General features: G+C 62.0%; 13 protein-coding genes and 1 tRNA gene. 3 read left to right on the top strand and 11 right to left on the bottom strand.

All coding sequences use genetic code 11. The features are described 5' to 3' along the window. Positions 1 to 267 precede the first annotated feature (267 nt). Positions 268 to 1,098 carry a hypothetical protein gene (locus C484_RS19235; RefSeq protein ID WP_006827550.1) on the top strand — a complete coding sequence of 277 codons (831 nt, stop codon included), beginning with the start codon at positions 268 to 270 and terminating at the stop codon, positions 1,096 to 1,098. A gap of 78 nt (positions 1,099 to 1,176) precedes the next feature. Here C484_RS19235 and C484_RS19230 read toward each other — a convergent pair whose 3' ends face one another. From C484_RS19230 to C484_RS19220, 3 genes are all read right to left on the bottom strand, one after another. Next, complete coding sequence (locus C484_RS19230; protein ID WP_006827549.1) at positions 1,177 to 1,704, bottom strand: hypothetical protein; 528 nt, start codon at positions 1,702 to 1,704, stop codon at positions 1,177 to 1,179. A 135-nt stretch (positions 1,705 to 1,839) separates the two neighbouring features. Then, positions 1,840 to 2,607 carry an enoyl-CoA hydratase/isomerase family protein gene (locus C484_RS19225; RefSeq protein ID WP_006827548.1) on the bottom strand — a complete coding sequence of 256 codons (768 nt, stop codon included), beginning with the start codon at positions 2,605 to 2,607 and terminating at the stop codon, positions 1,840 to 1,842. 82 nt (positions 2,608 to 2,689) lie between these two features. Beyond that, a complete protein-coding gene (locus C484_RS19220) occupies positions 2,690 to 3,358 on the bottom strand; it encodes a helix-turn-helix domain-containing protein (protein ID WP_006827547.1) in 669 nt (222 codons plus the stop codon). Positions 3,359 to 3,801: 443 nt separating this feature from the next. Here C484_RS19220 and C484_RS19215 point away from each other — a divergent pair, with 443 nt between their 5' ends. After that, positions 3,802 to 5,235 (top strand): right-handed parallel beta-helix repeat-containing protein, encoded by a 1,434-nt coding sequence (locus tag C484_RS19215; RefSeq protein ID WP_006827545.1) that lies wholly within the window; start codon positions 3,802 to 3,804, stop codon positions 5,233 to 5,235. A gap of 348 nt (positions 5,236 to 5,583) precedes the next feature. Here the strand turns inward: C484_RS19215 and C484_RS19210 are convergent. Then, a tRNA-Lys gene (locus C484_RS19210) sits at positions 5,584 to 5,657 on the bottom strand. 304 nt (positions 5,658 to 5,961) lie between these two features. Here C484_RS19210 and C484_RS19205 point away from each other — a divergent pair. Continuing rightward, positions 5,962 to 7,410: a DHH family phosphoesterase gene (locus tag C484_RS19205; protein ID WP_006827544.1), complete on the top strand. Its 1,449-nt coding sequence runs from the start codon at positions 5,962 to 5,964 to the stop codon at positions 7,408 to 7,410. A 92-nt stretch (positions 7,411 to 7,502) separates the two neighbouring features. Here the strand turns inward: C484_RS19205 and C484_RS19200 are convergent, their stop codons facing one another. The 7 genes from C484_RS19200 to C484_RS19170 all read right to left on the bottom strand — a co-directional run bounded on the left by C484_RS19200 (position 7,503) and on the right by C484_RS19170 (position 15,655). Continuing rightward, positions 7,503 to 7,808, bottom strand: a complete 306-nt coding sequence (locus tag C484_RS19200) for a PRC-barrel domain-containing protein (protein WP_006109231.1) — start codon at positions 7,806 to 7,808, stop codon at positions 7,503 to 7,505. An 87-nt stretch (positions 7,809 to 7,895) separates the two neighbouring features. Beyond that, positions 7,896 to 8,981 (bottom strand): transcriptional regulator, encoded by a 1,086-nt coding sequence (locus C484_RS19195; RefSeq protein WP_006827543.1) that lies wholly within the window; start codon positions 8,979 to 8,981, stop codon positions 7,896 to 7,898. Positions 8,982 to 9,296: 315 nt separating this feature from the next. Further along, a complete protein-coding gene (locus C484_RS19190) occupies positions 9,297 to 10,478 on the bottom strand; it encodes a phosphotransacetylase family protein (protein ID WP_006827542.1) in 1,182 nt (393 codons plus the stop codon). Next, positions 10,475 to 12,574, bottom strand: a complete 2,100-nt coding sequence (locus tag C484_RS19185) for an acetate--CoA ligase family protein (protein WP_006827541.1) — start codon at positions 12,572 to 12,574, stop codon at positions 10,475 to 10,477. The genes C484_RS19190 and C484_RS19185 overlap by 4 nt, the downstream gene beginning before the upstream one ends. A gap of 147 nt (positions 12,575 to 12,721) precedes the next feature. After that, on the bottom strand, positions 12,722 to 13,732 hold the full coding sequence (locus tag C484_RS19180; RefSeq protein ID WP_006827540.1) for a metal ABC transporter permease: 1,011 nt from the start codon (positions 13,730 to 13,732) through the stop codon (positions 12,722 to 12,724). Between the two features lie 112 nt (positions 13,733 to 13,844). Next, entirely contained in the window at positions 13,845 to 14,585 is a 741-nt protein-coding gene (locus tag C484_RS19175) for a metal ABC transporter ATP-binding protein (RefSeq protein WP_006827539.1), read from the bottom strand. Beyond that, on the bottom strand, positions 14,582 to 15,655 hold the full coding sequence (locus tag C484_RS19170; protein ID WP_006827538.1) for a metal ABC transporter substrate-binding protein: 1,074 nt from the start codon (positions 15,653 to 15,655) through the stop codon (positions 14,582 to 14,584). The genes C484_RS19175 and C484_RS19170 overlap by 4 nt, the downstream gene beginning before the upstream one ends. Between the last annotated feature and the right edge of the window lie 98 nt (positions 15,656 to 15,753).

The following is a 15,753-nucleotide window of genomic DNA, read 5'->3' as shown; positions in this document are numbered from 1 at the left end:
AGTAAGAACGAACCCTGCACCGTCTCAGAAACGACCGAACCGACCCGAGACATCGTTCTGACACCCGCACAGAACGCACACGAGTTCACAGTTGACCCGCTCGCGAGTTATCGGGTCGGTTCGCGTACTCATACTCATAGTCATACTCGTACGACTACGACGCTGAGGATGAGTACACGGAGGCGTCCGGGTGTGGATACGACTACGAATACGAATACGATCACCCCGATCCGAACGGCTTACGGGGACGGCGTCGTACCGTGAGCTATGTACGGCGTCGTCACCCGCAACGCTGAAGAGGTCCAGTGGCCGGAGTTCGACCGCGGCTTCTACGAGGTCAAGGACGTGACCGGCCGGTCCGCAGAGCCGATCGCGGACGGGGTGAACATGGTCTCCTGTTTTGGCGACAACGCGGCCGCAGACGCCGATCCGTCGCTCGTTCCGGTCGACGACATGGGCCGTCCCGCAACCAGGGATCGCCGGTACTTCGACTGGGCTTACATCTGTCCCTCGCGCGAGGACTATCGCGAGGGGCTGTTCGAAATCATCGACGATTGCGTCGAGGCGAACGAGGACGTGAGACTCGACGACGTTGGGTTTCCTCGTCCCGAATACTGTCGCTGTGGCGTCTGTGAGCAGGCGTTTGCAGAGAGCGAGTACGAGGAGCGAAACGAGTGGCGTGCGAGCGTCATCACCGAGTTCGTCGCGGACGCCGCCGATCGAATTCCGGGACGGGTCTATCTGACGCTCTACCCTGACCCGTATCCGGGCCACCTCTACGAGCGGGCCGGCCTCGACCTCGCGGCCCTCGAAGACTACGTCGACGAGTTCGTCGTGCCGCTGTACGATATGGCCTACGAGACGACCTACTGGCTCGAGACGATCGCGAAGGGGTTCGAAAGTGAACTCGAGACGCCGTTCAGTATCGAGTTGTACGCGGTCAACGTCGAGGTCGAGAACCTGATCCGCGCACTCGAAGTGGCAGAACACTACGGCGAGAGCGTCCTCTTTGGATACGAGGCTTCGAACGCACGGGCAGCACTGCGGCGGCGGCGAGCGGACGAACGCGACGGCGTGTCACACGGCGAGCCGAAGTGATCGGCAACTGGTGTCGCGTCGGGTGAGAAATCGTTGCTGGCTGGAGAACTGATTCACTGGCTGGGTGAGGACGATGGGTTATCCCGTGTCGTTACGACGGTCGTCATCGTCATCGTTCATCAGCCCGCTATCATCGTCGTCATCGTCCATTAAGCCGCTATCGTCGTCACTATCGCCGATCAGTTCGTCATCGTCGTCCATCAGTCCACTATCGTCTTCGCGATCCTCGCGCGTCGTCTCCGTCCGTCCTTCCGTATCGGTACCCCTCCCGGTGTCCGTATCCATCCCGGTATCGCGCGTTCGACTCGAGCCGGCACCGGTGCCGGCCCCAGCGGCTGTGTCACTACTCATACCAGCCCCTGTTCCGGACAGATCACTCTGCAAGTGGACTTCGTCCGCTGTGACATCCGCGACTGAACTCTCCTGCAGCGGATACGCATCGTCCGTTCCACCCCACCCGAGTTTTGCCTTGATGGTATCCGTGATCCCGGGATCCGGTTCGACGTGCGCGGTGCCGTGGTCGACGTCGGCGATGATACCGACCTCGTCGCCTTCGGCGTTAATGACGCTCTTGCCGACGTCGTCGTCCGTAAATTGTGGAGACATTGCACTCAAATGTCTGTCAAACACGACCAAGACGGTGCTGCTTGCGCTGGCTTGCGTGCCCATACCATATCAATAGTCCCCCTGGACAGTAGAAACCGTGAGAATAGTGTCTCTCTATCGATCGTAATCTAGAGCCTACTCGTTGAACTCCGGATCACGACCCTCGAGGAACGCAGCAACACCTTCTTCGTGGGAATCGGTCGCACGAGCGTGTCCCTGGAGCAGATTCTCATAATCTAACGCCTCGGACCACTGACGGCCCAGATTCTCGTGTAGCGCCTGTTTCGTTATGCCGATCACATCCGTCGGTCGTCGGCCGAGTCGCTCGACGGTTTCGGCCACTCGCCCGTCGAGTTCACTCGCAGGAACCGCTTCGTTGATCAGGTCGAGGTCTGCAGCGCGCTCGGCGTCGATGAACTCGCCGGTGAACGCGAGTTTTTTCGCGGCGCGCAGGCCGATCAGGTGCGGGAGCATGAAGGTGCCGCCGGTATCCGGAATGAGGCCGACGCGGACGAACGCACAGGAGAAGGTCGCCTCCGCGGCGGCGTAGGCGATATCCGAGAGAGCGACGACCGCGAGGCCAGCACCGACCGCGTCGCCGGACACTTTCGCGACGATCGGAACTGGACACTCGAGCATGGCTTCGACGACGCGGCCGAACGAGTTCGTGAGATCTTCGTAGGCCTCACGCGGCGGGTCGGGCTCCGTCGCCATCGCCTCGATATCGCCGCCGGCGCTGAAGGCATCGCCTTCGCCGGTGATAACGATCGCGTGGTAGTCGTCGGGAGTGGCGTCGGCGATCGTCTCCGCCAGCGTCGTTGCTGTCTCGCGAGATATCGCATTGCGGATCTCGGGCCGATCAAAAGTGATTGTCAGGACGCCGCCATCGCTGTCGATATCCATACCGGATAGACAGACGGACAACTATTAATGGTGATGTTCCAGCCCGCTCCTCGACGACGGTTCCACCTGCATCGTCAGTCCGTCAGTCGGAGGGCATCGGTTCGGTGATCGGTGCATCCTCGGTGACGTTGAGTTCCGACGTGACGAGCGCTCGATAGGCCCGACGCAATCGCTCGGACAGCGCCTGGTGAGAGATATCGAGTTCTTCCGACAATTCTTGCATCGATACCTCCCGCGGAATCTCGAAGTAACCGTGATCGATCGCAGCTACTAGCGTCTCGTACTGTCGAGCAGTCAGCCCACACTGGGAGTTGCTCTCGGACTCCAGATCGAACAGGCGAACGATCGTCGGCGAGATGTCGTCTTCGGTGAGCCGATCATAGAGCGAACTCACGTGATCCCGTTCGAGAACGCGAACGCTCAACAGCCAGGTGCCGTTCGATGCGGAGGCGCTCAGTACGGTCCCGCCCTCCTCGATAACCAGCTCGAAAACGTTGACCGTTTCCGGTGTGAACTCGATGTCGTACAGCCAGCGGTCGTCGTCGCTGTTGATCAGCGAGTACTCATCGATCGCGGACGAGGCCGCCAATGCGTCGTCGACCATCTCCTGGGAGGGGCCCGAGAGCCAGAGCCCGTGCCCTTGCGAGGCGATCACACTCTCCATCTCGCAGGTCAGTGAGGGAACGGCCTCGAAGAGGTCGCCCAATCCGGTCCCGTCAGCCGTGAACTCGATGTCTGCGATCGATGTCATGGATTCGGTTCAATCGTAGGATAAGGAGCGCAATAACCCCTCATCCAAAGATATTAGCAATGACAATCTTGACAGTCACCGTTAGTGGTATATAAAACTGCATTAGAGTCAGTTACGCCGAAATCAGCGTGAAAAACGATGGCCTGCAGCGCGCCAAAACCGTTCTGGAAACACAACTGTTTCGCTCACCACAGCAGCGGAGACAGTCACGTTGTTTTGAACGGCGAAACCGAACGCGAGCGACCCGCAAAATCGCAAGCCATCGTCGCTGTTGACGAACGGTCAATCGTCGTTCGAATACTCGGGTGATTAATAGAAAATTTACGCAGAATATACGTAATACCCCAACCTCCGGAAGGGAGGACGTGACTTCAAACGACGGACGCAGTCAGCAGTTCAGTCGACGATCGTATCTGAAAGGCAGTCTCGTTGCGGCCGGGTCGGTGGCCTCGCTTGCCAGCGTCGGCTCGGTAGCAGCGGCCGACGACGATGTACGGAGTCAGTACGACACCGTCATCGACGTCGTCGAAGCCGGTGCAGACCCCGACGGAAACGAATCAATCACGCCCGTCCTTCGAGAGCACGTTGGAGACGATACGCTCCTCGAGTTCCCCGAAGGGCGATACTACATGGACGAACAGCTCCGGTTCACCGGCTTCGAAAACGTCGGCTTCGTGGGGGAGGACGCGACACTCGTTCCGGCAAACTATCACGAGTTCGACGGTCCACAATACCGGCTGTTCCGACTGGGTACGCACGAGGTACCCGGCAACGATCTTCGGTTCGAAGGGTTCGACGTCGACCAGACCGCATCGGAGACGGGTATTCGCGTCATCAACGCGGAGGTCGAGGATGGCCTTATCGTTCGGAACGTGAGGATAGACGGCGTCCACGATAGCGGAACCTGGGGTCCCGGTCTGTTCAACGTGCTCGACCCCGATGGCGAGGGGATCGTCAACTGTTTCCAGGCGCCTGACGGTGCCGTCCACGTCGACGAGACGCCGAACGAGGGCAACATGTGGCGTGGCGCAACCGGCATCCACGTCAACGGGAACCACCGCGGGACGCTCGTGTTTGAGAACTGTATTCTGGGCGGCTTCCCGGATAACGGATTGTACTCCTCGAACCAGACGGGACGAGTCGGCATCAGTGGCGGCTACTACCGGAACAGCGGGACTGCCTCGATCCGGCTCAACGGCTCGACCGCCGCGGTCAGTGGCGCAACGGTCGTCGTCGACGACGACCCGCACGGCTCGGCGGGCCAACACGCGATTCGACTCGACGGCGGCGATCGATTTACCATCGAAGACGCGACGATCGCCGTCCCGGAACCAAACGGCGACGCCATCAGAGTCATGAGCGACGTCGACGAAACAACCATTTCGAACACCGATATCAGCGTCGGTGCACAACCCGCAAACGGGATCCGACTCGATTCCGGCAACGGGCCGACGACCATCGAAAACGTCACCGTCGACATGGCCGGGAGCGCAAATGCCGTTCGCATCCTCGGCGAGGACGGCGGCGGCGTCGACCTGTCGAACGTCCGCGTCACCGGTGATGCACCCGGGACCACGCTTCGGCACGCAATCTTCTGTCAGCGCCACAATTGCCAGTTCACCGGACTCGACATCGACCAACCCGGCGACACCAAACGGCGCGGCATCGAACTCCGCGGCGAGAACTACACCATCTCCGACAGCGAGTTCGAAACACGTGACACCCCGATCGTCGTCAACGGCGCGGCCGACGTGACGATCGAAAACTCCGCCGCCCAACCGATCGCGAACGCCAACTCGCTTCGCATCACGAGCGACTCCGATGCCGTGCAGTTATCGGGCAACGAGTTCCCCGCCGGCGTTCGAGACGACCGGTAACCAGCCTTCGAAACTCGACTGACAATTCACTCGATTTTTTGAACTCGAAGTGATTGGCGACAGCAGAGCTATATTCTTGCGTGTCGCTGGTGGTGTGTTGAGCGCGATGCGGAATAGTGTGCACCGGACTATCAACGTGGTTCGTTCGCTCCGCTTGTTCACCGGCTGCGACTCGTCTACGTCAAATCGCTCTGGCCACGTTACTCCTCACGAAACTGGTCGTCACAAAAGCGGGCCGGGCGCGATTTGAACACACGGTCGGACGTGCTCGCTCCGCTGCGCGCGACCTCCCTGCGATTCAAATCACGATAGTCGCTTCGCTCCTCGTGTGATTGCTCGGAGCAAAAGCGGGCCGGGCGCGATTTGAACACGCGACCGTCTGATTAAGAGTCAGACGCTCTGCCGGACTGAGCTACCGGCCCTTCACCCCCGACTTTTTCTCGGCCGGTAAAATACGTTTCCCTTGAGGACCGTTATGACAGAGGGGCCCACGCACATCACACACCGTATCGCTCGGTAGTGCCCATCGTCACGTCTCCACTCACACGAGCGCCACCGTCTCTAATCTGTGCCAGAAACCAACCCAGAAACGCGCATACGCCAGAGTCACAAAACCTACTAAAATGCTATAGATAACACCAACTCACGATCTGAGAACTATCCATTGTATCATAACGTCACGCTCTTCGGGAAGGTTAAGTGCGGTCGGTCCGACCACACGTTCACATGAGTACGGGGGTAACCATTTCATCGATCTCTGACTACGCTATCTTAGGCTGCGGGAGCGTCGGGTATGCCGTCGCAGAAGAACTTGTCGAACAGGGCAAGGACGTTCTGATCATCGACCGCGACGAAAGCCGCGTCGAATCCCTCCGTGATCAGGACTTAGACGCACGTACCGCCGACATCCGCGAACCCGAAGCCGCCGACCTCGTCGCCGATCGCGACGTCGTCCTCATCCTCGCTTCCAACGTCGAATCGAACAAACAGGCCGTCGAACACATCCGCGCCAACAACGACAACCAGTTCCTCGTCGCCCGCGCGAGCGATCCCGTCTCCGGCGACGAACTCGCCGACCTCGGCGCTGACATCGTCATCAATCCCTCCTCCGTCATCGCCGAATCCGCACTCCGCGCCCTCGAGTCTGGTGAACTCGAGTACAACGCGGGCAAACTCGCCCAACTCGTCGAAGAAACCGGCACGCGGCTCGGAATCATCACCCAGGACAGCCCCGATCCGGACTCCATCGCGAGCGCCGCGGCATTACAGGCGATCGCCAGTCATCTCGGCGTCGAATCCGATATCATCTACCTGGGCGACGTCGGCCATCAGGAAAACCGCGCGTTCGTCAATCTCCTCGGCATCGACCTCGTCCAGTGGGACGAAATCGAGGACCACTCGGTCTACGACACCGTCGCGCTGGTCGACCGCGAAACCTCGACCGCACTCGATCTCTCCGTCGATGCCGTGATCGACCACCGCGAGGCCGAACAGGAGTTCGAGCCCGAGTTCGTCGACATCCGGCCGAACATGTCTTCGACCTCGACGATCATGACGAAGTACATCCAGGAGTTCGATATGAACGTCTCCGAGGAGGTCGCAACGGCCTTGCTCTACGGCATCCGCGCGGAGACGCTGGATTTCAAACGCGACACAACCCCCGCCGATCTCACCGCTGCGGCCTATCTCTATCCGTTTGCCAATCACGACACCCTCGAACAGGTCGAATCACCGTCGATGTCCCCGGAGACGCTGGACGTGCTCGCCGAGGCGATCACCAACCGCGATGTCCAGGGGAGTCACCTCGTCTCTAACGCCGGTCTCGTCCGCGACCGTGAGGCACTGACGCAGGCAGCGAGTCACCTGCTGGATCTCGAGGGCGTCACCACGACGGCCGTCTTCGGCATCGCCGACGAGACGATCTTCCTCGCGGGCCGTTCGAAGGACATCCGGATCAACATCGGCAAGGTGTTAGACGACGCCTATGGCGAGATGGGTGAGACCGCCGGCCACTCGACCCAGGCCAGTGCGGAGATCCCGCTCGGCATCTTTACCGGCATCGAAATTTCGGAGGACACGCGAGATACGCTGCTCGAGTTGACCGAGGAAGCGGTCAAGCGAACGCTGTTCGATGCGATGGGCGTCGACGGAACGGAAGGATCGAACGGCAGCTAACGACCCGACCCATACGGATTGCTGTCACTGTTTCCCGGAGCGACCGCAGGACGGCTCCCGGTCGCTCCAAAAATGACTGACAGCAGTCCGTATCAGGCCACCAGTTCCGACTCCTCTTCGTCCGGGTCCCGAACGTGCTCGACGACTTCGTTGATGAGAATTACGTCACCGACCGCCCGAACCCACCGGTAGGGCACGATCACGCCCTGTCCAGTCGTCGACTCCTCGGCGAATAGCTCCGAGTTCAGGCTGCCGAGTGCAAGCCCAGTGACAGTCTGGCCGTCGACGTTCAGTTGCAGGTCTTCGACCTCGCCGACGAAGACGCCGCTGTTCGAGTAGACCTCGCGCCCGACGAGGGAGGTGATCTCCTGGGGTGTGTCGTCCATGTCTGGGTCCATGCGCGGCTAACTCTTAATTGTTGGTCAGACGCGACAGTCACTCGCTGACGAACTCGTGCTCGTGGTCGTGGTAGTTACCCACACCCATCACTCCGGAGAGGGCGTTGATAGCGGTTGTGCTGCCTTTTTCCTTGACTCGATCAACTCCCGAGCCCACGTACACGCCTCGTGAGTCGTCGCGACGAGCAAGCCCTCGAGTTCGGTGTCGGGACAGACGAGGAGGATCACGAGTTCAGTGGCTGGCGACGATGAGCGGGTGGCCGACGCCGGTGAGGAGGGGCGGCGAGCGGAGGACGGACTGCCGGCGGTCGAGTCAGTAGTTACGGGTGTTTTGGATGTCTCGGGCGTCTTGGGCGTCTCGGCTGCCCCGATGGCAGTCGCTGTCTCCCACGTGATGACGACCAACCCATACGGTGGTATCTGTACTGATTCGAGTTCGTGAAGGGAAAGATTGCCCCTCGAAAGGGCGTCGGCGGTGGCCGTCTGGAACTCGGTGAGCAGGCCCTGGATGACTGCACTGGGGCCGATAATCTCGAGTTCACGGCGAGTGGGTTCAGCGTCGTCGGGAGCGGCTGCGACCGGAGTCGGAGGAGCCGTGGCGCGGTAGGCGCTGGCGAGACAGGGCATGGGGCCGGGGACGAGCACCCGATGGTGTGGACTGTGTCCGAGGTCAAGCAGCGCTTCGAGCGTCCGGGTTGAAAGGTCGCTCCCAGTCGTGCTCTCTCCATCCGAATCGCCGGTACAATCAGCGTGAGTTCGCAGCGTCTGCCGGTCGATTCCCGGCGGAAGCGACGCTGCAAGTCGTGCAGGGTCGCGGGCGTTCGTGACGACGGTCGCCGCGTCGAGGAATTGCCACGGCAGCCAGCAATCGCCGTCAGTCGGCAGCGATGCAAGCAGGCTGCTCGCAGCCGCTGTCCGCTCGAGTCGCATCGAAAACTGGCTGAACTCTTCGAGTGCGAGTTCACCGGCGACGGTGAGGTGATACGAACTCCGATCGGGGTCGCGTTCGACCAGGGTGGCATCTTGGAGTTCCGAGAGGGCTCTGTCGACCGTCGAACGGGAGCACTCGAGTGCGGCGGCGAGGTCGCTGGGGTGGGCGGGAGTGGTTACGAGGTGGCGGAGTAGCGATTCGCGTCGGTCCACGAGGGCGAGCAATCGCGGCGCTCCGACCATAGGGAGTTGTCGGGTGACAGCGGTATAAGGCTGGTGACCGATTGCGGTCGGTGCTATCAGGCAATGTTTGAAGACAGGGGCGCAGTCGGGTGAATCGTGGTCCGCTGGAACGAACTATCTGAACTCGAATCGTCCACTAGTATATAAAACACGGAAACAGTTAAGTCGAAGAAGAATGGCCTGGGTCAGATTTCGACAGATGAAGGGATAAGAGTTCGAGAACAACGGTCAGTGCCGGGGTGCCTCTGACAAACCGGCAGATCCTGGCGTGTGGGCTGCCCGACGACGCGCCAGGGATTTTCCTCACAGGATGGCTTAGGTCGAGTCGAGCAGCGACGTGACTGAGGTATGATCGGCGAGCAGTGTCTCCATCCGGTCGACCGTCGCGGCATCGCGCGTTCGACCGCTTCGGACGATATCTTCGGCGCGTTCGACGGTCGTGAGGGTGTCGGTCTGGACGGAGATGATCGGGATCTCTCGCTCGGTTGCCTCGCCGATGATAGCGCCGGATGGGCGGTGGCCGCCGGTCAGGATGAGACACTTGACGCCGGGGGCTTCGAGCGCTGCAGTGTGTATCTCGGCCCGGTCGCCGCCGGTGATGACGGCGGCGTCTTTCGTTCGCCGGAAGTATCGCAGGGCGCTGTCGGCACCCATTGCACCGACGGCGAAGCGCTCGACGTAGCTGTCGGTGCCGGCTTCGGCGACGAGTGTCCCACCGAGTTCGTCCGCAAGGTCGGCGACGGTGACGCCGGAGAGGGACCGTTCGCTGGGGATGATTCCGGCGACGGGAACGCCGTGACCTTCGAGGAAGGGGACGACGTCGGTTTCGAGTTGGTCGTAGGCAACGTCAGAGACGCGGTTGAAGACGACGCCGGCGAGGCGATCACCGAACGCGTCGGCGGCGGTGAGAACGGTGTCGATGTCGCCGGGTTTCTCGTAGGGAGAGACGAGGACGATGCTGGCATCGAGGACTGTCCCAATATCGGCATCGGTGAGATCGACGATCCCGCCGAGGTCGTACTGGCCGCCGCCCTCGAGAAACATGCGATCGCAGTCCGCGGCGAGCGTCTCGTAGGCTTCGACGACCCGCTCGCGCAATTCAGCGGGGTCCTCGCGTCCTCGGATGGCCTGCTCGATGAACGTCGGCGAGTAGACGACGGGTTCTAAGTCGTGCATCTCGGCGTCGATGTCGAGGAGTTCGCGCGCGAGCAACGGATCTTCGTCGAGGGTCTTGCCGACGTTGCTCTGCAGGCGAGTGCCCTTCGGCTTCATGTAGCCGACCCGTTCACCGCGATCCTGTGCGAGGCGGGCAAGTGCCAGTGTGATCGCGGTTTTGCCGGTGCTTTCCTCGAGTGAGGCGACGAGGAGCGTCTCAGTATCGGTATCGGTCCCGACTTCAGTCGTCGTGGCGTCCGCGTCGAGTTCAGTTTCAGTTCCGGTGTCAGTATTGGTGTTGGTGTCGATGTCGGTGTCGGTATCGGTATCAGTATCAGTCATCGGAGTTCCTCCGTGTCGACGGTCAATCGCAGGTCGATCGCCTGTACGCCGTCCGGGCCGGCGACGAGCGGGTTCACGTCGAGTTCGAGAATCGCCGGGAAGTCGGTCACCAGCTGGGAGAGTCGCTGGATCGTTTCGACGATAGCGTCGGTTGCTGCCGGCTCGCGACCGCGCGCGCCGCGCAACAGCGGGGCCGCCCGAATCTCGTCGATCATCTCGCGGGCCCCGCGCTCGCCGATCGGAGCGACGCGAACCGACGTATCCTCGAGAACTTCGACGAAGATGCCGCCAAGGCCGAACAGCAAGAGCGGCCCGAACTGCGGATCGCGGTTCATCCCGACGATGGTCTCGGTCGTCTCTTCGAGATCGAGCATCGCCTGAACCTGTACACCGAGGATCGTCGCATCGGGCTGGTAGTTGCGCGCTCTGGCGACCACGTCTTCGTAGGCGTCGTACACCTCATCGTCGCTCACGCCGACTTTCACGCCGCCGATGTCGGACTTGTGGGTGATGTCCGGGCTGACGATCTTCATGACGACATCGCCCTCGATACCCTCGGCGACTTCGCGAGCGCGGGCTGGATCGTCGACGATCTCGCCCGGCGGCGTCGGGATGCCGTAGGCCTCGAGCAACTCCATCGATTCGATGCCGAGGCGGTTGTCGTCTCGACGCTCGACTCGCTTTAAAATCTCTCGGGCTCGCTCGCGATCGACGTCGAACCGCTCCGGTTCGTCGACCGTCCGGTCGCGAATATCCCGGTACCGCGCGAGCGCGTCGAGTCCGCCGACCGCCCGGGCCGGGTCGAAGTAGTTCGGAATCCCGAACTCGCGAAGCACCGACTCGGCATTGCGAGCCCGCTCGCCACCCATCATACAGGTGACGACGGGCTTGTCGAACTTCTCGCACTTCTCGATGACGACCTCGGCGAGTTCGTCGTACTCGATCACCGCCGTCGGGGCGCTGACGACGACCGCGCTGCCGACGTTCGGATCGTCGAGCGCGAGTTCGAGCGCGTCGCCGAAACGGTCGGAATCCGCGTCCCCGATCGCGTCGATCGGGTTGTAGACGTTCGCCTCATCGGGCATCGCCTCGGTCAGCGCCGCGATCGTCTCGTCGCTGAACTCGGCCATCCCCAGCGTCGAGTCGCCGACCGCATCGGTGGTCAACACGCCCGGCCCGCCCGCGTTCGTCACGACGGCGACCCCGTCGGTGTCGGGCTCCGGCAGCCCCGAGAGCGCCCGTGCCGCATCGAACAGCTCCTGGACCGAGTTCGCTCGCAGGACGCCGGCCTGTTCCAGCCCGGCCTTGTAGGCCCGTTCGCTCCCGGCGATCGCGCCCGTGTGCGAGGAGGCCGCCTGCGCCCCCGCGTCGGTTCGACCCGACTTGACGAGCACGATCGGCGTGTCGTCGGTGACCTCGCGAGCCGTCCGGATGAACTCGTCGCCGGCGTCGATGTCTTCGAGATAGCCGATGACGACGTCCGTCTCCGGATCGTCGCCCCACTCGCGGACGAAGTCCGTCTCGTCGAGCACCGTCTTGTTGCCGAGCGAGACGACGTCCTGAAAGCCGATCCCCTGCTCGTTCGCCCAGTCGAGGACGGCCGTGATGAACGCCCCCGACTGGCTCATGAACGAGATGGAGCCGTCCAGCGCGCCCTCCGGCCCGAACGTCGCGTTCAGGTCGACCGGCGTCGACATCACGCCGAGACTGTTCGGACCGACGATATTGAGGGCGTACTCGGCGGCGATCTCACGGAGTTCTCGCTCCCGGTCGGCTCCCTCGCCACCCGTCTCGGCGAACCCCGCCGTGATGACGACGACGTGTTCGGTCCCCGACTCGCCGAGTTCACGAAGCGTCTCGAGGACGACGGGCGGCGGGACGACGACGACCGCCAGATCGAGTGCCGGCGCGCTCTTCACGTCCGAATATGCATCGATACCAAGCACCGTGTCGTGGCTCGGATTGATCGGCACGACCTCGCCGCTGAACTCGTCGCGCAGGTTTTCGAGGATCGCGCGGCCGACTGCGCCCTCGCGGTCGGTTGCGCCAATCACGCCGACGGTATCGGGTGCGAACAGCTCGGATAACCGTCCCATCGTGAGTGAATTCGCCGAGAGTCGTGTTAAACGTAGGGTGCGTTCCCACCGACTGGTGATGAGCGGTACTGAATCGAAACGCGACGGTGACTGCTGACGAGACGAATCGGCGGTAACCAGGACAGTGAACGGGAATAGTGCCGGTAGTCAGTGAACTGAAACCGCAGCTGCGGATCGGTCCGAAACGAGAACGGCGAGCAGGTAGGCGGCGATTCCGACGACGACGATCGAGCCGCCGGCGGGAAGGCTCTGAGAGATCGAGAGCGCGAAGCCTCCGATGATCGAGACCTGGCCGAAGAGGATCGAGAGATACAGCGTCTCGCGGAAACTGTGTGCGAGTTGCGTTGCGGCTGCAACGGGAATGACGAGCATCGCCGCGACGAGGATCACGCCGAGGACCTGCATCGCGCCGACGACGACGACGGCCGTCATCACGATCAACAGCGTGTTGTACCAGGTAACGTTCAGCCGGGCGACGCGAGCGGCCTGCTCGTCGAACGTGATAAAGAGCAGTTGCTTGTACGTCACCGCGACGACTGCCACGACGACGACGCTCAGAATTCCCATCAGCCGCGCTCCGGAGGGCGTGATCACGGAGAGATTGCCGAAGAGAAAGTTCTGGATGTTAAGCCCCGTGAGTCCGCGTCCGTAGCTGATGATGAGCGTGCCGACGGCGAAACTGCCGGTGAGCATGATCGCGATCGGCACGTCGCCGTACGTGTCCGTGCGTTCGGTGAGCCACTGCACGCCGAGTGCACCGAGGATCCCGACGACGAGCGCGACGAGCAAGAGCGAGCCGCTCCAGTCCGTCGTCGAACTGAACAACAGTCCGATCGCGACGCCGGCGAACGCCGTGTGCGCGAGCGTTTCGCCGATCAGTGCCATCTCGCGGTGGACGAGATAGGTCCCGACCAGCGGCCCGACGACGCCGATGAGAACACCCGTCGCCATCGACCGCCACAGGTAGGGATGAGAGAAGACGTTCGTCCCGAGGTAGTAGTCCAGCAACCGTCCGGCGATCCGGAACTGCTCGTACAGCGCCGACGCGTACGGATACTCCTGTAGCCAATCGAGGGTGAGAAATCCGAGCATCGTGACGGCGAGCAAGCCGGTCAGGGCGATTCCGCCGAGTTCGAGTCGTCGTCTGGTGTCGTGCATCCGTGTGTGGTGTGTGTCAGTGGTGTCGGTTGTCGTGTCGGGTCGGCGTTGGCGTCAGTGTCAGTATCGGTCTCTCTGTCAATGAGCGATGTGAACTCCAGCATTCGATCGACTAATGATGGTGTTCGACGACGTGCCCGGTCGTCCCGTAGGCCTCCGTGAGCGCGTCGCTCTCGACGAACGATTCGGTATCGCCGTGGTGGTATAGCTCCGTGTTGAGACAGGCGATACGGTTCGCCCGGTCGGTGACGACGCCGATATCGTGTTCGATGAGGATGATCGTGATGCCCGAGTCGTTGAGCGAGTCGAGCAACTGGTAGAACTCGTCACGGGATTCGGCGTCGACGCCAACGGTCGGTTCGTCGAGCGCGAGCAGGTCGGCCTCGGAGGCGAGCGCGCGAGCGATGAACGCCCGCTGGCGCTGGCCGCCCGAGAGCTGCGTAACCTGTCGATCGGCGAGTGCGGTGATACCGACCGTCTCCAGAGCGTCCGTGACGATGTCGTGATCTGCCTCGGTCAGTCGGCTGTGGCCCGCGTGGGCAAACCGGCCCATCGTCACGACCTCGCGGACGGTAACGGGCATCGTGCCGCCGCGGCTGGTCGCCTGCTGGGAAACGTAGCCGATCCGTTCGCCCTCGGAGAACGCCGAGGCGGGCTCGCCGAAGAGTTCGATCGAGCCGCTGTCGGGACTGTGCAGACCGAGCATGAGGTGCAAGAGTGTCGTCTTCCCGGAGCCGTTCGGACCGATGAGGCCGAGAAAGTCGCCCTGATCGACGGTAAGGGACACGTCGCGGACGGCCGGCTGCTCGCCGTAGGCGAACGTGACGTTCTCGAGAGAGACGACTGCGGTCACTGGTGATCCGCTCCAAGTGCGTCTCTGAACGCGGGAACGTTTAGCTCTTCCATTTGTTCGACGTATCCCCAGTCCGACTCCTGCCAGGACTGGAGCGTCCCCTCTCCGGACGTGACCGGGACCGCATTCGTCGCGGCGCTCTCCGCCAGGATCGTCTCGGCGAGTGGCGGGAGTTCATCCTCGGACGTGACCTCGAAGCGATCGTAGAGAATCGTGTCGATGTCGTGTTCGTCGATGCGGTCGATCGTCCCCGAAATATCGGTGATACTCGGTTCATCCTGCGGCGACACGCCGGACGGCGTGTGCACCTCGATATCGTAGCGGTGTTCGAGGTACTGATAGGAGTTGTGTCCGGCGAGGATGGCGACATCGTGCTCGGCTTCCCCGGTGATGGCGCTGAACTCGTCGTCGAGTTCGGCGAGCCGGTCGGTGTACGTTTCGGCGTTCTCCCGGAACGTCTCCTCGTTGTCGGGATCGGCGTCGGCGAGGCCGTCCGCGATAGTCGTGACGAGACGCTGGGCGAGGACCGGGTCGACCCAGGCGTGGGGATCGACGGCGCCGTGGTCGTGCCCATCGTGAGATCCCCCGTCGTCGTGGTCGTGATCGTGCTCAGCGTCGTCTCCCTCATCGGTAGCGTGGTCGTGGGAGTCCTCCTCGTGTTCGTCGGAATCGTGCTCGTGATTCCACGCCAGTAACTCGTCGTCGAGTCCCTCGAGCGCATCGATCACGGCCACCGTCTCGTAGTCCGACTCAAGCGTTGCCGCCGCCTCCTGCGCCCAGGCGAACTCCGGCAGATCGAGGTAGACGAACGCATCACTCTTTGCAATCTCCGCGAGCAAGTCCGCTTCGGGCTCCCAGCCGTGCCCGACCTCGCCGGTCCCGACCGGGTTTTCGAACGTAACCGCATCGCCACCAATGGTATCAGCCCAGTCCCACAGCGCAAAAAATGCGGCATACCCCGACTCGACCCCCTCGCTCCCGCGAGCCACGTCATCGAGACACCCCGCCAGTGCCCCGGCCGCGAGTGATCCCGAACTCGCCGCCAGGAACGTCCGTCGTTCGAGTTCCATATCCGAACCAATTGCCCGTCGACTAAATATGTTATTATCTACTACCTTTCTGTTAATAATTCGGCCATCACACAGACTGGTGGATTAATAACTTCTCG

The organism is Natrialba taiwanensis DSM 12281 (assembly GCF_000337595.1).
GTDB lineage: Archaea > Halobacteriota > Halobacteria > Halobacteriales > Natrialbaceae > Natrialba > Natrialba taiwanensis.
The sequence above is the reverse complement of the archived record's forward strand: the minus strand, read 5'-3'. Positions and strand labels throughout refer to the sequence as shown.

Coding starts and splice junctions, on each gene's coding strand:
- C484_RS19195 (WP_006827543.1), bottom strand. CDS start 8,981: ATGGTCGGAGCGCCGCGATTGCTCGCCCTCGTGGACCGACGCGAATCG.
- C484_RS19170 (WP_006827538.1), bottom strand. CDS start 15,655: ATGGAACTCGAACGACGGACGTTCCTGGCGGCGAGTTCGGGATCACTC.
- C484_RS19200 (WP_006109231.1), bottom strand. CDS start 7,808: ATGGACCCAGACATGGACGACACACCCCAGGAGATCACCTCCCTCGTC.
- C484_RS19220 (WP_006827547.1), bottom strand. CDS start 3,358: ATGACATCGATCGCAGACATCGAGTTCACGGCTGACGGGACCGGATTG.
- C484_RS19185 (WP_006827541.1), bottom strand. CDS start 12,574: ATGGGACGGTTATCCGAGCTGTTCGCACCCGATACCGTCGGCGTGATT.
- C484_RS19235 (WP_006827550.1), top strand. CDS start 268: ATGTACGGCGTCGTCACCCGCAACGCTGAAGAGGTCCAGTGGCCGGAG.
- C484_RS19180 (WP_006827540.1), bottom strand. CDS start 13,732: ATGCACGACACCAGACGACGACTCGAACTCGGCGGAATCGCCCTGACC.
- C484_RS19230 (WP_006827549.1), bottom strand. CDS start 1,704: ATGTCTCCACAATTTACGGACGACGACGTCGGCAAGAGCGTCATTAAC.
- C484_RS19225 (WP_006827548.1), bottom strand. CDS start 2,607: ATGGATATCGACAGCGATGGCGGCGTCCTGACAATCACTTTTGATCGG.
- C484_RS19190 (WP_006827542.1), bottom strand. CDS start 10,478: ATGACTGATACTGATACCGATACCGACACCGACATCGACACCAACACC.
- C484_RS19205 (WP_006827544.1), top strand. CDS start 5,962: ATGAGTACGGGGGTAACCATTTCATCGATCTCTGACTACGCTATCTTA.